The organism is Sphingomonas sp. 28-62-20, assembly GCF_002281505.1.
Genome location: NZ_NCGH01000005.1, coordinates 107,557 through 120,939, shown reverse-complemented (window position 1 = coordinate 120,939; position 13,383 = coordinate 107,557). Strand labels below are relative to the sequence as shown.

14 protein-coding genes and 1 tRNA gene are annotated in these 13,383 nt (G+C 62.3%); all 15 read right to left on the bottom strand.

The genetic code is table 11. The features are described from left to right. Positions 1–21: 21 nt before the first annotated feature. Complete coding sequence (locus B7Y43_RS05465; RefSeq protein ID WP_374130606.1) at positions 22–810, bottom strand: aminoglycoside 3'-phosphotransferase; 789 nt, start codon at positions 808–810, stop codon at positions 22–24. Positions 811–814: 4 nt separating this feature from the next. After that, the gene (locus B7Y43_RS05460) at positions 815–1,864 is read right to left on the bottom strand and encodes a Glu/Leu/Phe/Val dehydrogenase (RefSeq protein ID WP_374130605.1); all 1,050 of its coding nucleotides are present in this window, start codon (positions 1,862–1,864) and stop codon (positions 815–817) included. Positions 1,865–1,910: 46 nt separating this feature from the next. After that, positions 1,911–1,987 (bottom strand) — tRNA-His (locus B7Y43_RS05455). A gap of 48 nt (positions 1,988–2,035) precedes the next feature. Beyond that, entirely contained in the window at positions 2,036–2,773 is a 738-nt protein-coding gene (gene gspN / locus B7Y43_RS05450; protein ID WP_374130604.1) for a type II secretion system protein N, read from the bottom strand. Next, a complete protein-coding gene (gene gspM / locus B7Y43_RS05445; RefSeq protein ID WP_374130603.1) occupies positions 2,773–3,252 on the bottom strand; it encodes a type II secretion system protein GspM in 480 nt (159 codons plus the stop codon). The genes gspN and gspM overlap by 1 nt, the downstream gene beginning before the upstream one ends. After that, positions 3,249–4,334 carry a type II secretion system protein GspL gene (gene gspL / locus B7Y43_RS05440; RefSeq protein WP_374130602.1) on the bottom strand — a complete coding sequence of 362 codons (1,086 nt, stop codon included), beginning with the start codon at positions 4,332–4,334 and terminating at the stop codon, positions 3,249–3,251. Before gspL ends, gspM begins: the two co-directional genes overlap by 4 nt. Continuing rightward, positions 4,331–5,329, bottom strand: coding sequence for a type II secretion system minor pseudopilin GspK (gene gspK / locus B7Y43_RS05435; protein WP_374130601.1), 999 nt, complete (start codon positions 5,327–5,329; stop codon positions 4,331–4,333). The genes gspL and gspK overlap by 4 nt, the downstream gene beginning before the upstream one ends. After that, the gene (gene gspJ / locus B7Y43_RS05430; RefSeq protein WP_374130600.1) at positions 5,316–5,987 is read right to left on the bottom strand and encodes a type II secretion system protein GspJ; all 672 of its coding nucleotides are present in this window, start codon (positions 5,985–5,987) and stop codon (positions 5,316–5,318) included. Before gspJ ends, gspK begins: the two co-directional genes overlap by 14 nt. Then, on the bottom strand, positions 5,984–6,397 hold the full coding sequence (gene gspI / locus B7Y43_RS05425; protein ID WP_374130599.1) for a type II secretion system minor pseudopilin GspI: 414 nt from the start codon (positions 6,395–6,397) through the stop codon (positions 5,984–5,986). The genes gspJ and gspI overlap by 4 nt, the downstream gene beginning before the upstream one ends. Before the next feature lie 55 nt (positions 6,398–6,452). Beyond that, the gene (locus B7Y43_RS05420; protein ID WP_374130598.1) at positions 6,453–6,965 is read right to left on the bottom strand and encodes a GspH/FimT family pseudopilin; all 513 of its coding nucleotides are present in this window, start codon (positions 6,963–6,965) and stop codon (positions 6,453–6,455) included. Next, positions 6,940–7,389, bottom strand: a complete 450-nt coding sequence (gene gspG, locus B7Y43_RS05415; protein WP_374130641.1) for a type II secretion system major pseudopilin GspG — start codon at positions 7,387–7,389, stop codon at positions 6,940–6,942. Before gspG ends, B7Y43_RS05420 begins: the two co-directional genes overlap by 26 nt. Before the next feature lie 8 nt (positions 7,390–7,397). Continuing rightward, positions 7,398–8,624, bottom strand: a complete 1,227-nt coding sequence (gspF, locus tag B7Y43_RS05410) for a type II secretion system protein GspF (protein ID WP_374130597.1) — start codon at positions 8,622–8,624, stop codon at positions 7,398–7,400. Further along, positions 8,617–10,125, bottom strand: coding sequence for a GspE/PulE family protein (locus B7Y43_RS05405; protein ID WP_374130640.1), 1,509 nt, complete (start codon positions 10,123–10,125; stop codon positions 8,617–8,619). Before B7Y43_RS05405 ends, gspF begins: the two co-directional genes overlap by 8 nt. Positions 10,126–10,169: 44 nt before the next feature. After that, a complete protein-coding gene (gene gspD / locus B7Y43_RS05400) occupies positions 10,170–12,359 on the bottom strand; it encodes a type II secretion system secretin GspD (RefSeq protein ID WP_374130596.1) in 2,190 nt (729 codons plus the stop codon). After that, the gene (locus B7Y43_RS05395) at positions 12,356–13,204 is read right to left on the bottom strand and encodes a type II secretion system protein N (RefSeq protein ID WP_374130595.1); all 849 of its coding nucleotides are present in this window, start codon (positions 13,202–13,204) and stop codon (positions 12,356–12,358) included. Before B7Y43_RS05395 ends, gspD begins: the two co-directional genes overlap by 4 nt. Positions 13,205–13,383: the final 179 nt, after the last annotated feature.

The window sequence follows — 13,383 nt, the reverse complement described above, 5'->3', positions numbered from 1 at the left end:
AGCGTCAATACCGCCAGCAGCCTAGAACAGTTCGTCGAGCGCCAAATGCAGGGCAATCCGGTTCAAATCTGGCTCCACCCCATAGCCCGCATATAAAAGCGTTTTGAGGTCAAGATCGAATTCGTCGAGACACGCTGCGAGGATGGCCAGGTCCTGATAGCGATCGGCCAGCCCCACTCGGCCGACATCAATGCAGCCAAGCACATTGCCGTCTTCATCGAGGAAGATATTGTCGAGCGAGAAGTCACCATGCGTCACGACATGGTCGTGCGGAATCGGCAATATGTCCTGGATTTTCTCCCAAAGCCGTTCGGCGGACCAGCCCTCATGCTCGGGCTGAAAATCGTCGAGATCGATCCGCCCGGCGTCGATATTCGCCCGCGCCGCCGCTAGCCGAAGCGGCAAGGCGGCGTTGAAAGGGCAGAGTTCGGGCGGCAGGTCATGCAAGCGGCGCAGGAATTGCGCCATGCCCGCAATTGCCGCTGCCCGCTTGGCCGGGTGATCGCAAAGCCAGGCATAGGCCGCCTTCCCCGGCAGCGCGGTAGTCAGCAACCAGGCGGCGTCATCAGCGGCGGTAAAATGGACGATCCGGGGTACTGGCCAGCGCGACTGGAGCCAGGCGAGCCTTGCAAATTCGTCGACAATGTCGGTCGCGGTGCGACCGGTGCCCTGTTTCAGAAAAAGGCTCGGGCGATCCGGTGCCGTCAGTCGATGAACGGTGCCGCCCGATTCACCGATCTCAACGGGGTGCCAGGCATACCCATCCACCAGGGCGTCGAGCGCTGGCGGCAGGGACTTGGCCGCAACCATGGGGTCACCCCCGCCCGATCAGCCGTTTCGCGATCATATCGGCAACGTCCGACGACGGCAGGCCGCTGCGGTCGCTTTCATCCCACACTTCGATCAGGCGATCAGGGATTTTGTGAATGCGGGCCTCGACGTCGGCGCGGTCGCCCTGGCCCAGATATTCTAGACACACGTTGATGATGCCACCGGCATTGATAACATAATCAGGCGCGTAGAGAATGCCGCGCGCATGGACCCGTGCACCGTCTTCGCGGGTGGCGAGCTGATTATTTGCACCACCGGCAATCACTGTGGTCTGCAGGGCTGCAATCGACTCGGCCGTCAGGATTGCTCCCAGCGCATTGGGGCTGACAATGTCGGCCGCGACGCTCAGAATTTCCGCCGTTGTCACGACATCGGCACCCAGCGCCTTGGCCATTGCCGCGGCCTTGTCAGCATCGACATCGGCCAGCGTCAGCTTTGCGCCGTCTTTGGCAAGCAATGCCGCCAAGCCACCGCCGACCGAACCAATACCCTGGATCGCGACATGCACGCCCTTCATCGAGTCAGCGCCCAGCCCGCGCTTCGCGGCTGCCTTGACACCCAGATAGACGCCAAGCGCCGTGGATGGCCCTGGATTGCCGCCCGCCCGGCCAGAGGCAACCGGCAGGCCGGTCACATGCTTGGTTTCGGTCGCGATCGTGACCATGTCGGTATCCGACATGCCCACGTCTTCAGCCGTCACATAGCGCCCGCCCAGCGAATCGATCGCGCGGCCAAATGCTTTCAGCAGTTCAGGCGTCTTGGTGCGATTGGCGTCAGCAAGAACCACGCCCTTGCCGCCCCCCATTGGCAGCCCGGCCATCGCGTTCTTGAAACTCATGCCGCGCGACAGCCGCAGCGCATCGGTGATCGCTTCATTCGAATCGGCATAATGCCAGAACCGACACCCGCCGCCCGCTGGGCCAAGGTTCGTGGAATGGACCGCGATAACCGCGCGAAGACCCGATGCCGGATCGGTGAAGAGGTGCACGCCCTCATGATCGTCGAAATCGGGGAAGCCCCAGCCGGTGGTCACGGGTGATTATCCTGCAAGGACGAAGAGGAAAGGGTACGGGAAAAAATGGGGCGACCGACGGGACTTGAACCCGCAACATCCGGCATCACAAGCCGACGCTCTAACCAATTGAACTACGATCGCCACGAAGACCGCGGCCCTAGCGGGCGAATGGCGGCAGCGTCAAGACCATCAAAACTGCCCCTCCACCGAAAGCGCATATCCAGCGTCGCTTTGTTGGAAGCCGACCAGCGTCAGCTTTTGCGCCACTGACGGATCGGGCGACTGAATGGCAAGTGTGGCACGGTAACGGCCATTGCCCGAAATCCGCAGCGTTACCGTCTCGGTCCCCGCCTGGCTAACGAGTGGCACCAGCAGCGCCCCGCCCAGACAGCGCACGACACCGCTCATTCCCTGCGTGAGGGGAATACCCGCAACCGCCCCGCTCAATTGTGCCTTGATGCGCCCTTCGGCCGCTGCGCAGTCGCCATTATCGAACCGGACGCTGACGTCATCCAGGTCAATCCGGGTGATGGGCAGCGGGGCGAACACCGCGCCACTGGGCACCGACGCCGTCATGCCATCGATCCCAAAGCTATGCCGGCTGGTGCTGATTGCACCCTTCAGCGGTGCAGGATTGCCAGGTCCGGGGCTGATGGCCCCGATGCTGGCCAGATCGAGCCGAACCCGTCCCAACAACAACTGCCACGGGGACAGCCGGGCGCGGATGTCCCCCAGATCGAGATCGCCAACATGCGCTTCACTCAACCGTGCGAACCAAACCGGGCCGCTCACGGCGCGGGCCGACAGTCCGGCATCGCCCAGCCCGACAAGCGACAGCACGAGCCGCATCGGCATCAGCACGATCATCGCCACCACGAACATCGCGCTAAACAGGACGGCAGGGCGCGTATCGAGCCGAATTTTCATTACAAACCCTGTAGTTTCAGCACCAGCGTCGCCGAGATTGTTTGATCAGCATTGTCCGTGGTCGTCATGCTGTCGACCAATATCCCATTGCTTTCCAGATCCGCCACCCAGGCGAAGAACGCCGCCGGGCGCGCGGTGGGGATGGCAATTTGGATGCCATTGTCCGATGCGGGTGTCACGGATGACAAGGCGAAACCGGCATTGGCAGCGCGCTCACGGACCACGCTTTCAAGCGGCGCCGCGATCGGTGCCGGGCGCTGACGCTGCAATGCGCGCACGTCGCGAAGCTGGGCCTCGGTTTCGGCCAGCCGGCGGACGGCGCTGCTGTAGCGTGCCTTGGCATCGGAGAGCCCGTCCCCAACCGGCCGCACCAGCCCGAACCAGAACAGGGTAATGATCGCCAGAGCGACCGCGACCAGCACGAGGCGCTTTTCGCGCAACGATAGCGCGCCGAACCAGCGCTGAATTGCCGCCGTCATTTCGGTTTCACCGTGATGCGGCCGCTCAGCCGGTTGCCGCTTTGCTGAAATGTGCTCGGTTCAGCGCCGAATCCCTGTGCGCGGATATGGCTGATCACATCAAGCAGCTGGCCCTGATTCTGGGCAACCAATGTCATGTCCAATTGCCCTTTTTGATCAAATGCCAGCCCCCGCAACTCCGTGCCTGGGACAGCCCTGATCGCGTCGAACACCGCCGCTGCTGTGGTGCTGAACCCCATCCCGGCACCCCGCATCCGCACCAGACGGGCATCCAGCTGCTGCGCGGCATTGTTTACCGTTTCCCCGCGCGCGAGGCCCTGACGCGCAAGAAGATCGGTCCGCCGCTCAATCGCATCTGCGGCAAACCCATATTGCATGATCTGCGTCAGGCTGATGAACAGGCTGATCGTCAGAATGGCGACGGTGATCCAGCCGAGCCGACGGATCAGCCGCCAGTTGATGTCCACGCGCCGTCGCTTGGTGAACAGTCCCTGGCGCAGGTCCAGCGGTGGCGCCGCAACCGCCGCAACGATTGCCGCCTCAATCGCTTCGCGCGCCATCATGACGGGCGCAACGCCGCCCGTCATCAAGGGGGTCAGCTGCTGATCATCGGCAAAGCCCGCGCTTGCGCCGCGCACCACCGCGTCACCGCCAAAATCCGCGCGGAGATACCCTTCGGCAGGGCGTGGCAACAGCATCGGCGCAGGGATCATCGCGTCGGGATCAAGCCCGGCCTTGGCCAGCGAGACGAGCCAGTGCTGCATTTGCGCAGTCGATACTACCCCGATCGGGCGATCCGTTTCACCCGCCTCGCGCCCCACCGCGACATGCAATTCGCCAATCGGGGCAGCACTTGCATCAGCAACCAGCACGCGCGCGGCGGCGACTGACTGGGCAGCCGATCGATCGGGCAATGCAGCCCAATGCAAAGTTACATCTTCGGCGGGCACGATCACAAATGCCGGGCTGTCATCCGCCGCCGGCAGCCCCTCCCCGCGCGCGGCGATGACGCCATTGCCAACCCGCAGCCAGCGATAATTCTCTTCGCTCGTGCTCGGCAGGAAGACAACATTGGTGCTCATGCTGGATCACCCCAGGCACGCGCCACCAGCCGGGCCGGCCGGGTTGTCGCGTCGATGAGCGCAGTCTGGGTCAATTCCGTCCCCCCCAATTCAACATCAATATGCAGCGCAAACCATTTGGTGGTGATTGCCGTTTGCGCTTCTTGTTCAGGGAAAGGGGTCACCCCCTTCAACGCCGCCACCTTCCAGAACGCAACGGTGCTCGTATAGCCCTGTGGCGGACGATCAAGCAGCATTGCGCGCGCCGCTTCCACCGACAGCCGATCAGGGGCGAGCATGGCGAACAGGGGTGCCTGTTCCGGCAGCAGTGTGTTGACATTGATTCGGGACTGTTCGGCGACGGGCTGCGCACAAACCCAGGGCCTCAGCTTGGCATAGATTTGGGGCGTAACGCCTGCAATCGCCCGCAACTCACTAATGTCGCCAATCAGCGTATTGGCAGTGCTATAGCCGATCTTGCCGCCGCTATATTGGCCGTCTTCAGCGCCATTGGGCAGCGGGGTTGAATCGCTGTCGATCCAATCGGCAGTCGCCGCCGCAATGCCGCCGCCGGTCTGTTCGGGAATGCCGATGATCTGCATCAACCGCGTGAATTGTGCGATCGCTCCTATCCGCGGGGTGTAGCTATTGGGTCCATTTTCTACCACCAGACCATTTAGGTTGAAGCAATTGCCGCCATCGGTGACGATCGCCGTCGCCATGCCGCCCGGCACCGGCAGCCGGAAGGGTTGGCCGCTCCAGCCACCAACCAGCGTCACGCGGGCTGCATCCCGGCCCAACAGGGTGTCAATCCGCGTCACTGCAAGCGTTTCGGCGGCCATAGCATAGCCACGCGCCTGATCGATCGCGATCAGATTGGCGGCCAGCCGGGTCGACAGGCGCAGTTTTTCAAGGGCCGTTGCCGCCAAGACGGCGATCACTGCCACCAGCAGCAGCACCGTTAACAGGGCAGCACCGCGCTCTTGCCGGGGGATGGGGCGCTTAGCCGGGGCCATTGATGCCCCCTTTTGGTGCTGGCTTGTTATAGCCAGTGCCGACCAGATAGACGCTGCGAAACCGCGTCCCGTCCGATCGCGTAACCAGCATTTCCATCGCTTCGGGCAAGGTCATGCCTGGCTCTGCCGTCCAGCGATCACTCCAGGCCCCACCGATTCGATAGCGGAGCCCGACCGACGCCACCGATCCCAGCAATGTTGCTGGCGGTAGCGCCGCCGCCCCATCGAGCATCGGATAGGCAACACGCAGCAATGTATTGTTCTCGACGCGATATTCGACCTTTTGCAGGCCAGCGCGGGGCGCATCGTCCAGATTGGTCCAGCCGTTCCGCACCAGTTGGAGCATTGGTGTACCGGCCGAACCGCTGCCGCCTTGGAAAGCGGGAATGGCAATGCCGCCCTCATCACGGGTTTGGCGGGGTGATGCCTGGGCAAGATCAGCGGAAAGCGCTGACGACAGCCGGCCGATCGCGGCAATATCGTCGAGCTTCGCTGCCGTGACGCCCTGTGCACGGACACTGAATGACAACAACGCGACCCCGGCTGCTGCCAGCAACCCAAAGATCAGCAGCGCGATCATCATTTCGATCAGCGTGAAGCCGTTTTCGGCGGAACGCTTTACAGAACGAGAGCCATTTCCGGTGTTACGACGGATCATTGAGCCTGCCCCCCGGGCAGCGGTGCCGAGCGCGCGACGACGGGCGGGTTCGGTGGCCTGACCATCGTCAAATGGCCGAGCACCGTGCCTGTCGCATCGCTAACGCTGACGTCGATGCGGATCACCCCCTGGTCACCAATCGATGTCGCTACGCGCCGCCAGGACCATTGCCGCCCGCCATTATCCTCAATACCGCGGCTCTCCCCCGTCACCGGCGGTTGCGCATCGGTGAGTGTTTCAACGGCAACATTATGCGCGACCATCTGCGCCAACATCGTCGAATCGAGCGTCGCCGCGCTGCGGATTGTCGCGCCCTCAAGCCGGATCAGCGCCAGCGCGGCCAGGCTGAACACCGCCAACGCAACCATCATTTCGATTAACGTGAAGCCGCGTTCGTCGGAACGATCCAAGGGCGTGAAGCCGTGTTCGTCGGACCGACCAAACCGACCACCAATGGGCGCGTGCCTAGCCACCGATCGTCACCGTGCCGTCTGCGCCGAACCTTACCGTCACGCTCGCGTCGCCACCGCGTCGGAGCTGCACATCAAACGGGGCGTTGGCTAAGCCAGTCGAATCGAAGATCACCCGGTCTCGGCCTTCACTGCTGGCAATGACCGGGCGGACATCGTCTGCCCACCGCGCTACTCGCAGCGGCTTCTCGCTAATTGGCTGCCACGCTCCATTGGCACGGCGATCAAATCCATAGCCCTCGCGCGATACCCAGACACTGACCGATCGCCCCTCGACAATCGCGCTGTCATGCGCAGCATGCGCGCGCGCGGCGAAGCGCTCGGCATCGTCCAACAACCGGCCACGCGGATCGGGGATAACAAGCACCACCGCCGCCGATGCGAGCGCGATGATCGTGACGACGACCATCAGCTCGATCAGCGTAAAGCCGCGTTCGACGGAACGGCGCATGGCAGCAGCCCGCCGCGCCGTCAGCCCGGCCTTATTGCCAGCTGCCAATATCGGCATCGACCCCCTCGCCACCTTCCTTGCCGTCTGCGCCAAGCGTCCAGATGTCGATCGCGCCGTGCGCACCGGGCGAGGCATAGAGATAATCCCGGCCCCAGGGGTCCTTGGGCAGTTTCTTGATATAACCGCCCTTTTGGTAGCGGGTAGGATCGGTGAGCGAGGGCGGTGGGCTGATCAGCGCACTCAAGCCGTCCGATGTGGCAGGATAGCTGATGTTCTGCAGCTTGTAGAGTTCAAGCGCATCTTCAATCGTCGCGATATCGGCCCTGGCCTTTTCCGATCGCGCGCGGTCCCCGCTGGGCAGCACATTCAGCGCCACGATCGTCGCGAGCAAGCCCAGGATCACGATCACGACCATCAGTTCCACCAGCGTAAAGCCGTTTTCGCGGCGGCGCTGTTTCAGTTTTCGTCGTTCGGTACGCATCATCACCCTCATTGGCCTGCCAGTGTATTGAGCTGCAAAATCGGCAGCAGAATTGATAGCACGATGGTCGCAACAATACCGCCCATCACAACGATAATCAGCGGTTCGAGCAACGACAAAGCCGTCGCTGTGAAGCGATCAAATTCGCGCTCAAGATAATCCGCCGCGCGTTCCAGCATCTCGTCAAGCCGCCCGGCTGCCTCGCCGCTCGCGGCCAGATAGGTCAACAGCGGTGGAAACACCCCGGCGCGCCGCATCGCCGCCGACAGGCTGCCACCGCCACGGATTGATTCGACAATTTCATCGGATGCCAGCCGCAGTCGACGGTTATGGATTGTCCCCGCCGTCAGTGCGAGCCCATCAAGCAAGGGCAAGCGGCTGGCAACCATCGTCGAAAGCGTGCGCGCCATCCGCGCGGCGTGAAGATCGCGCAGCAACCTGCCAATCAGCGGCAACCGCAACAGCCAGCTGTCAAAAGCAAGCCGGATCGGCGGTTCGCGCAGCGCCTGGATAAAGCCCCCCGTCAGCACGACGGCGCCGAGCACCAACGCCCACCACCAATTGACCAGAAAGCCCGAAATCCAGATCACGATCCGGGTGAGCATCGGCAATTGCTGGCCGACGGTATCGAATTGCTCGACGACCTGCGGCACCACGAACACCATCAGCGCGGTCACCACCGCCATCGCCACGACCGCAAGCACAGCAGGATAGGCCATGGTCGTGATCATCTTGCCGCGAATTTCGGCCTGTCGCTCAAGCAGGATCGCCAACCGATCGAGAATCGTCGGTAGCGACCCCGAATTTTCACCCGCCGACACCATGGCGCAATAAAGCGCCGGAAAGCTTTTGGGTTCGCGCGCCATCGCTTCGGCGAGCCGCCGCCCCTCAATCACCCCCATATGCACAGCGCTGATGATCTCGCGGACCTGTTCCTGCTCGGTCTGGCGGACGATCGTGCGGAGCGATTCCTCGAGCGGACTGACCCGGTTGAGCGTCGCCAGCTGGCGCGTAAACAGCGTCAGATGCTTGGTCGACATCCGCCGGCCGCGCAGCTGCTGGAGCAGAGGCTTGGCCTTTGGTGCCTTGGTCGCGGCAGATCCTGGATCGATCCGCACCACATAGAGTTTGCGGGCGTCGAGCGCCTCACGGGCATGATCGATCGATTCAGCCGAAATCGCGCCGCGCTTCTCGCGACCGGCCGTGTCGATCACCAGATAGTCGAAATCAGGCATCGGCCATTTCGCTGCGGGAAATACGGACCGCTTCTTCGGGTGTCGTTAGCCCATCGCGGACAAGCTGACGCGCCGCCGCACCGAGATTAGGCGCATGCAGAAAGGCGTGGCGCGCGATGATCGATTCGTCACCGCCATCATTGATCAACCGGCGGATCGTATCGTCGATCCGGATCGCCTCAAACACGCCAATCCGGCCCTTGAAGCCGCTGCCGCTGCAGTCGTCGCATCCCACCGCCTCATAGACGATCGCGCCGGGGTCAAAGCCGAGTAGCGACGACACTGATCCCTGCGCCTGAACCGGCTTGCGGCAGCTTTGGCAAAGGCGGCGGACCAGCCGTTGCGCAACCACCGCCCGCAAGGTGGAAGCGAGCAGGAATGGCTCGATCTTCATGTCGCGCATTCGCGTAATCGCGCCGACGGCGTCGTTGGTGTGGACGGTCGACAGCACCAGATGCCCGGTGAGCGATGCCTGCACGGCGATTTCGGCAGTCTCGCGATCACGAATTTCGCCGACCATCACGACATCCGGATCCTGACGCAGGATGGCGCGCAAGCCCGCCGCAAAGGTCAGCCCCACTTTGGGGTTCACTTGGGTCTGTCCAACCCCGTCCATTGCATATTCGATTGGATCTTCAACCGTCAGGACGTTGCTGCTGCCATCATTGAGCAAGCGCAGCGCGGCATAAAGCGTCGTCGTCTTGCCCGATCCCGTCGGCCCGGTGACAAGCACGATACCGTTAGGCTCGCTGATCGCGCTGCGCAGCACGGCGTTGATCGCCGGCGCCATGCCGAGCACGTCAAGATCGATTCCGGCATTGTCCTTGTCCAGGATACGCAGCACCACGCGTTCGCCCGCCCGGCTTGGCAGTGTCGAGACGCGCACGTCCAGCAATTTGCCGCCCAACGACAAGCCCATACGGCCATCCTGCGGCACGCGTCGTTCAGCGATATCCAGCCGCGCCATCACCTTCACGCGGCTGACAACTACCGGCGCGACATGGGGCGGCATCCGCAGAGTTTCGCGCAGCACGCCATCGATCCGCATCCGGACGACAAGCCCGGTTTCATAGGGTTCGATATGGATATCCGACACGCCATTGCGCGCGGCATCGGCGATTATGCCATTGATCAGCCGGATCGCTGGGGCATCATCGGCCGTATCGAGCAAATCTTCGGCAGTCGGCAGGTTCCCCGCCAGCATATCGAGCTCGTCGCCCAGTCCCAGCGAGCCAGCGGCAGCCGCCGCCGCCTGCCCGTCCATAGCGTAGCGCGACGACAATAGCCGGTCGAAATCTTCGGCGCTGGTAAAGCTCACATCGAACGGGCGCGCGAGATGGCGGCGGAGCTCGAGCAAGACCTTGGGATCGCTGCCCTCGCGCATTGCCACCGCGAAATGGCCCGGCTCAACTGAATCGAGCACGACGCCGAAACGGCGGGCAAACCCATAAGGGATGCCAACGATCGCCGCCGGCAAATCACTCGGTTCAGGCAATGCCATGACCGATGGCTCGATGAAATCGTCGCTGGAACCGGAATAATCGTTCATTTCGGCTTCCCTTGCACGCGAAGGTCCTGGCTCGAACTCGGCATGGCCGGCAAGGCAATGCGCGGATCTTCGATGCTGCCTGGTGCGGGAGACCGCGGCAGCGGGGGCTCCGCGCCCATATAATCGCGCACCAGCTGATCAATGGTCGGTTCGCTATCCGGATATTGCAGCCCCTGCTGGAGCCGCAAATAGCCATATCGTTGTTCGGTGGCGCGGCGCGTATCCTCTGCATTGCGGATGATCGTCGGCCGAATGAAGATCGTCAAATTGGTCTTGGTGCGCTGCTTCGCCCGCGACCGGAACAGCTGACCGAGTCCAGGGATGTCGCCCAGCAGCGGGATTTTCTCGATCGTCCGGCGTTCATCGTCCGACAACAGCCCGCCAATCACCGCGATCTGGCCATCATCCACGGTCAGCGTCGTCTCGACTTCGCGCTTGTTGAGGACCAGATCGCTATTGTCGTTCGAAACCGGGCCGGAGACCGAGCTGACCTGCTGGCGCAGGAACAGCTTTATCGTGCCACTGGAATTGATCTGCGGGCGAACCTCAAGCTCAATGCCGACATTCTGGCGCTGCACGGTCCGGAACGCATTGTCGAAATTCTGACTGAGCGCTTGACCGGTGGTGACCGGGATTTCCTGGCCAACCAACAGACGTGCCGGCAGGTTATCCAGCGTGGTCACGCTGGGCGACTGCAGCAGATTAGACGTTGAATCGCTTTTAACGGCATTGATGATGCCGGCGAACACGCCGTTTCTGCCGATCGTGGTACCAAAGCCGCCCAGGCCACCCGATGCGCCCAGGATCGAGCTGATCGCCGATTGCGCCAGCGAATCGCTGATCGCGCTGTTGGTCGCTGTGGTTGTTGTGTTGCCATTAATCGTTGTGGTCGATGTGTTGAGCTGGCGCGAACCAATAGCTCCGGCAACGGTGAGGAGATTGGGCGCCGTGTTCGAAAAGCTGCTCGATACGATCGGCAAACTGCCATCAAGGCTGCCGAGCAGTAACTGGACGCCAAGCCGATTGGCGGTGGCATCGGAAACCTCCGCAATGATCGCCTCGATCAGCACCTGTTCCCGTCTGGTGTCGAGTTGGCGGATCACCTCTGCCAGTTGCCGTTGCACTTCGGCAGGGGCAGCAATCACGATCGCATTGGCACCGGCAAAGCGGGTGACAACTGCGGCCGTCCGGCCTCCATCGCCAACCACCGCCGGCTGGCTCGCGCTGCCGCCGCTCTGCGATACCGGCGCGCTATTCTGCTGCGGCGCCACGATGTTGCGCGCGTTGCTGCCATTATTGCCGTTGATGCTCACGCTCGATTGCGACAGCTGAACCTGCTGCGGCGCCTCGGTTGGTTGCTGGCCGACCAGTTGCTGGAGCACCGGCAAAAGCTGTCCCGCATCGGCATTCTGCAAGAACACCACCTTGATCTCGGTGCTCAGCGAGGCGCGCTTGTCGAGATCCTGGGCGACTTCGGCAAGGCGAGCAACGGTGGGCGCGTCGCCGCGAATGGCCACGGCATTTGAACTGTTCACCGGCACCACCGAAACGGTCTGCCCGCCCTGTGCTGCCGCGGGCACCAGCGCTTGCAATGCAGTCGCGATCTCACGCGCGCCGGCATTTTTGAGGGCAACGACCTTGGTCGATGATCCATCGGTATCGATCCGGCGGATCACTTCGCGAATGCGGCGAACATTGTCGCCAAAATCGACCACGACGATCGAATTGCCCCCGCGGTTCGCCGTCACCGATCCCTGCGGGCTAATCAATGGCCGCACCGTATCGACGGCAGAGGCCGCATCGATCGATCGTAGCCGAAAGATATCCGTGACAAAGCTGTTGCGCGATGCCGTTGCTGAATTGCCCACACGGCTGGGCTGTGATGACGCATTGTCGATCGGCTGGACTCGAAATGCGCCGCCTGCTGCCGGCACCGCGACCAGCCCATTGGCCCGAAGCGTCGATAGGAAAAGTTCAAGATACTCAGACCGGCTGAGCGCATGATCGGTAACAACCGTTACCTTGCCCTGCACGCGGCTGTCGATGATGAAGCTTCGTCCGGTAACCTTGGCGGCATCAGCGATGAAGGCGCGGATATCGGCGTCACGCACGTTGAGCGTGGTTTGGGCAGCAAGTGGCCCAGCGATCACCAGCGCGATTGCGGCGGAGAGCAGCAGCCGCTTCATTGGCCAGCCAGCGTAATGGCGAGGGGCAATTGCTCGGCTCCTCGCTCAACCATCACCGAAAGGTTGCCACCCTTGGCAAACTGCCCGGCCAGCTGCTCCAAATCGCCCTGGCCGCGGATTGGCCGGCCTCCCAATTGCGTCACGATATCCCCCTCTTTGAATCCTGCCTGACGGAAAATCTCGCCAGACCCTTGCGGGCGCACTACCAACCCGGTGATTTTGCCGCCATCAATTCGCGGGATGAAACCAACTTCGGCCCGCAGCCGTCCCAGCGTTAGCGACGAGCTGCCTGGTTGCGGTGGCAGCGCTGAAGTAAGCGCGTCACTCTGCCCGCTGGCTGAAGGAACATTGGCCGACGCACTTCCGGCTGATTGATCAAGGAACAGGTCTTCATCCACCCCGCCCCGCGTCAATGTTACATGGTCAAATGCCACTGATTTCAGCGTGACGCCTGGCATAATCTCAGCGCCCACTGAATAGCTGGTCTGCTCACCTTCCGCTGACGCGATGATGGCCGAGCCCTTGCCGGTCGCTTCATCCATTCGCGTACCAAAAAGGACCAGCGACAGCGGCGTCACGACCGCCACTTGTGACCCTGGAGCAGCAGCTTCAAGGCGGAAAAACGCATCAAAGGTACGCAGCACCTCGCCCGCATTGACGCCAGACCCTGGCGTCGCAACCCGCCAGCTTCCCAAAGGGCTAACCGGGGTCACCACCGTCCAGACCAATCGCGCGCCTTGAATGGCGAGGGCACAGAGCAAAATGAGCTCGATCGCCGAATAGACATTGGCGCGCGGCAAAAGCTGCAAAAGGCGCTGAGCGCGTGCATCAAATTCTAGCCGCATCGGTGGGGTCCCCAGGAAGCGCCGTTGCTAGGCGGGGCGCGTTACATTTCAATGGCACTTTGGTGAACGAATTGAGACAAAAAAGATGGCCTGTTGCAACAATTTCAGTCCCTTTCAGACCAGACTGGAATTCTAGGAGTCCTTCTGGCTATTAGTATCCATGCCCAGCGCGCCAAGCG

Excerpts from the sequence above, each read along its gene's own strand:
- B7Y43_RS05465 (WP_374130606.1), bottom strand. The coding sequence starts at position 810 with ATGGTTGCGGCCAAGTCCCTGCCGCCAGCGCTCGACGCCCTGGTGGAT.
- B7Y43_RS05405 (WP_374130640.1), bottom strand. The coding sequence starts at position 10,125 with ATGGCATTGCCTGAACCGAGTGATTTGCCGGCGGCGATCGTTGGCATC.
- B7Y43_RS05395 (WP_374130595.1), bottom strand. The coding sequence starts at position 13,204 with ATGCGGCTAGAATTTGATGCACGCGCTCAGCGCCTTTTGCAGCTTTTG.
- B7Y43_RS05420 (WP_374130598.1), bottom strand. The coding sequence starts at position 6,965 with ATGCCGATATTGGCAGCTGGCAATAAGGCCGGGCTGACGGCGCGGCGG.
- gspG (WP_374130641.1), bottom strand. The coding sequence starts at position 7,389 with ATGCGTACCGAACGACGAAAACTGAAACAGCGCCGCCGCGAAAACGGC.
- gspF (WP_374130597.1), bottom strand. The coding sequence starts at position 8,624 with ATGCCTGATTTCGACTATCTGGTGATCGACACGGCCGGTCGCGAGAAG.
- gspK (WP_374130601.1), bottom strand. The coding sequence starts at position 5,329 with ATGGCCCCGGCTAAGCGCCCCATCCCCCGGCAAGAGCGCGGTGCTGCC.
- gspJ (WP_374130600.1), bottom strand. The coding sequence starts at position 5,987 with ATGATCCGTCGTAACACCGGAAATGGCTCTCGTTCTGTAAAGCGTTCC.
- gspN (WP_374130604.1), bottom strand. The coding sequence starts at position 2,773 with ATGAAAATTCGGCTCGATACGCGCCCTGCCGTCCTGTTTAGCGCGATG.
- gspD (WP_374130596.1), bottom strand. The coding sequence starts at position 12,359 with ATGAAGCGGCTGCTGCTCTCCGCCGCAATCGCGCTGGTGATCGCTGGG.
- gspL (WP_374130602.1), bottom strand. The coding sequence starts at position 4,334 with ATGAGCACCAATGTTGTCTTCCTGCCGAGCACGAGCGAAGAGAATTAT.
- gspM (WP_374130603.1), bottom strand. The coding sequence starts at position 3,252 with ATGACGGCGGCAATTCAGCGCTGGTTCGGCGCGCTATCGTTGCGCGAA.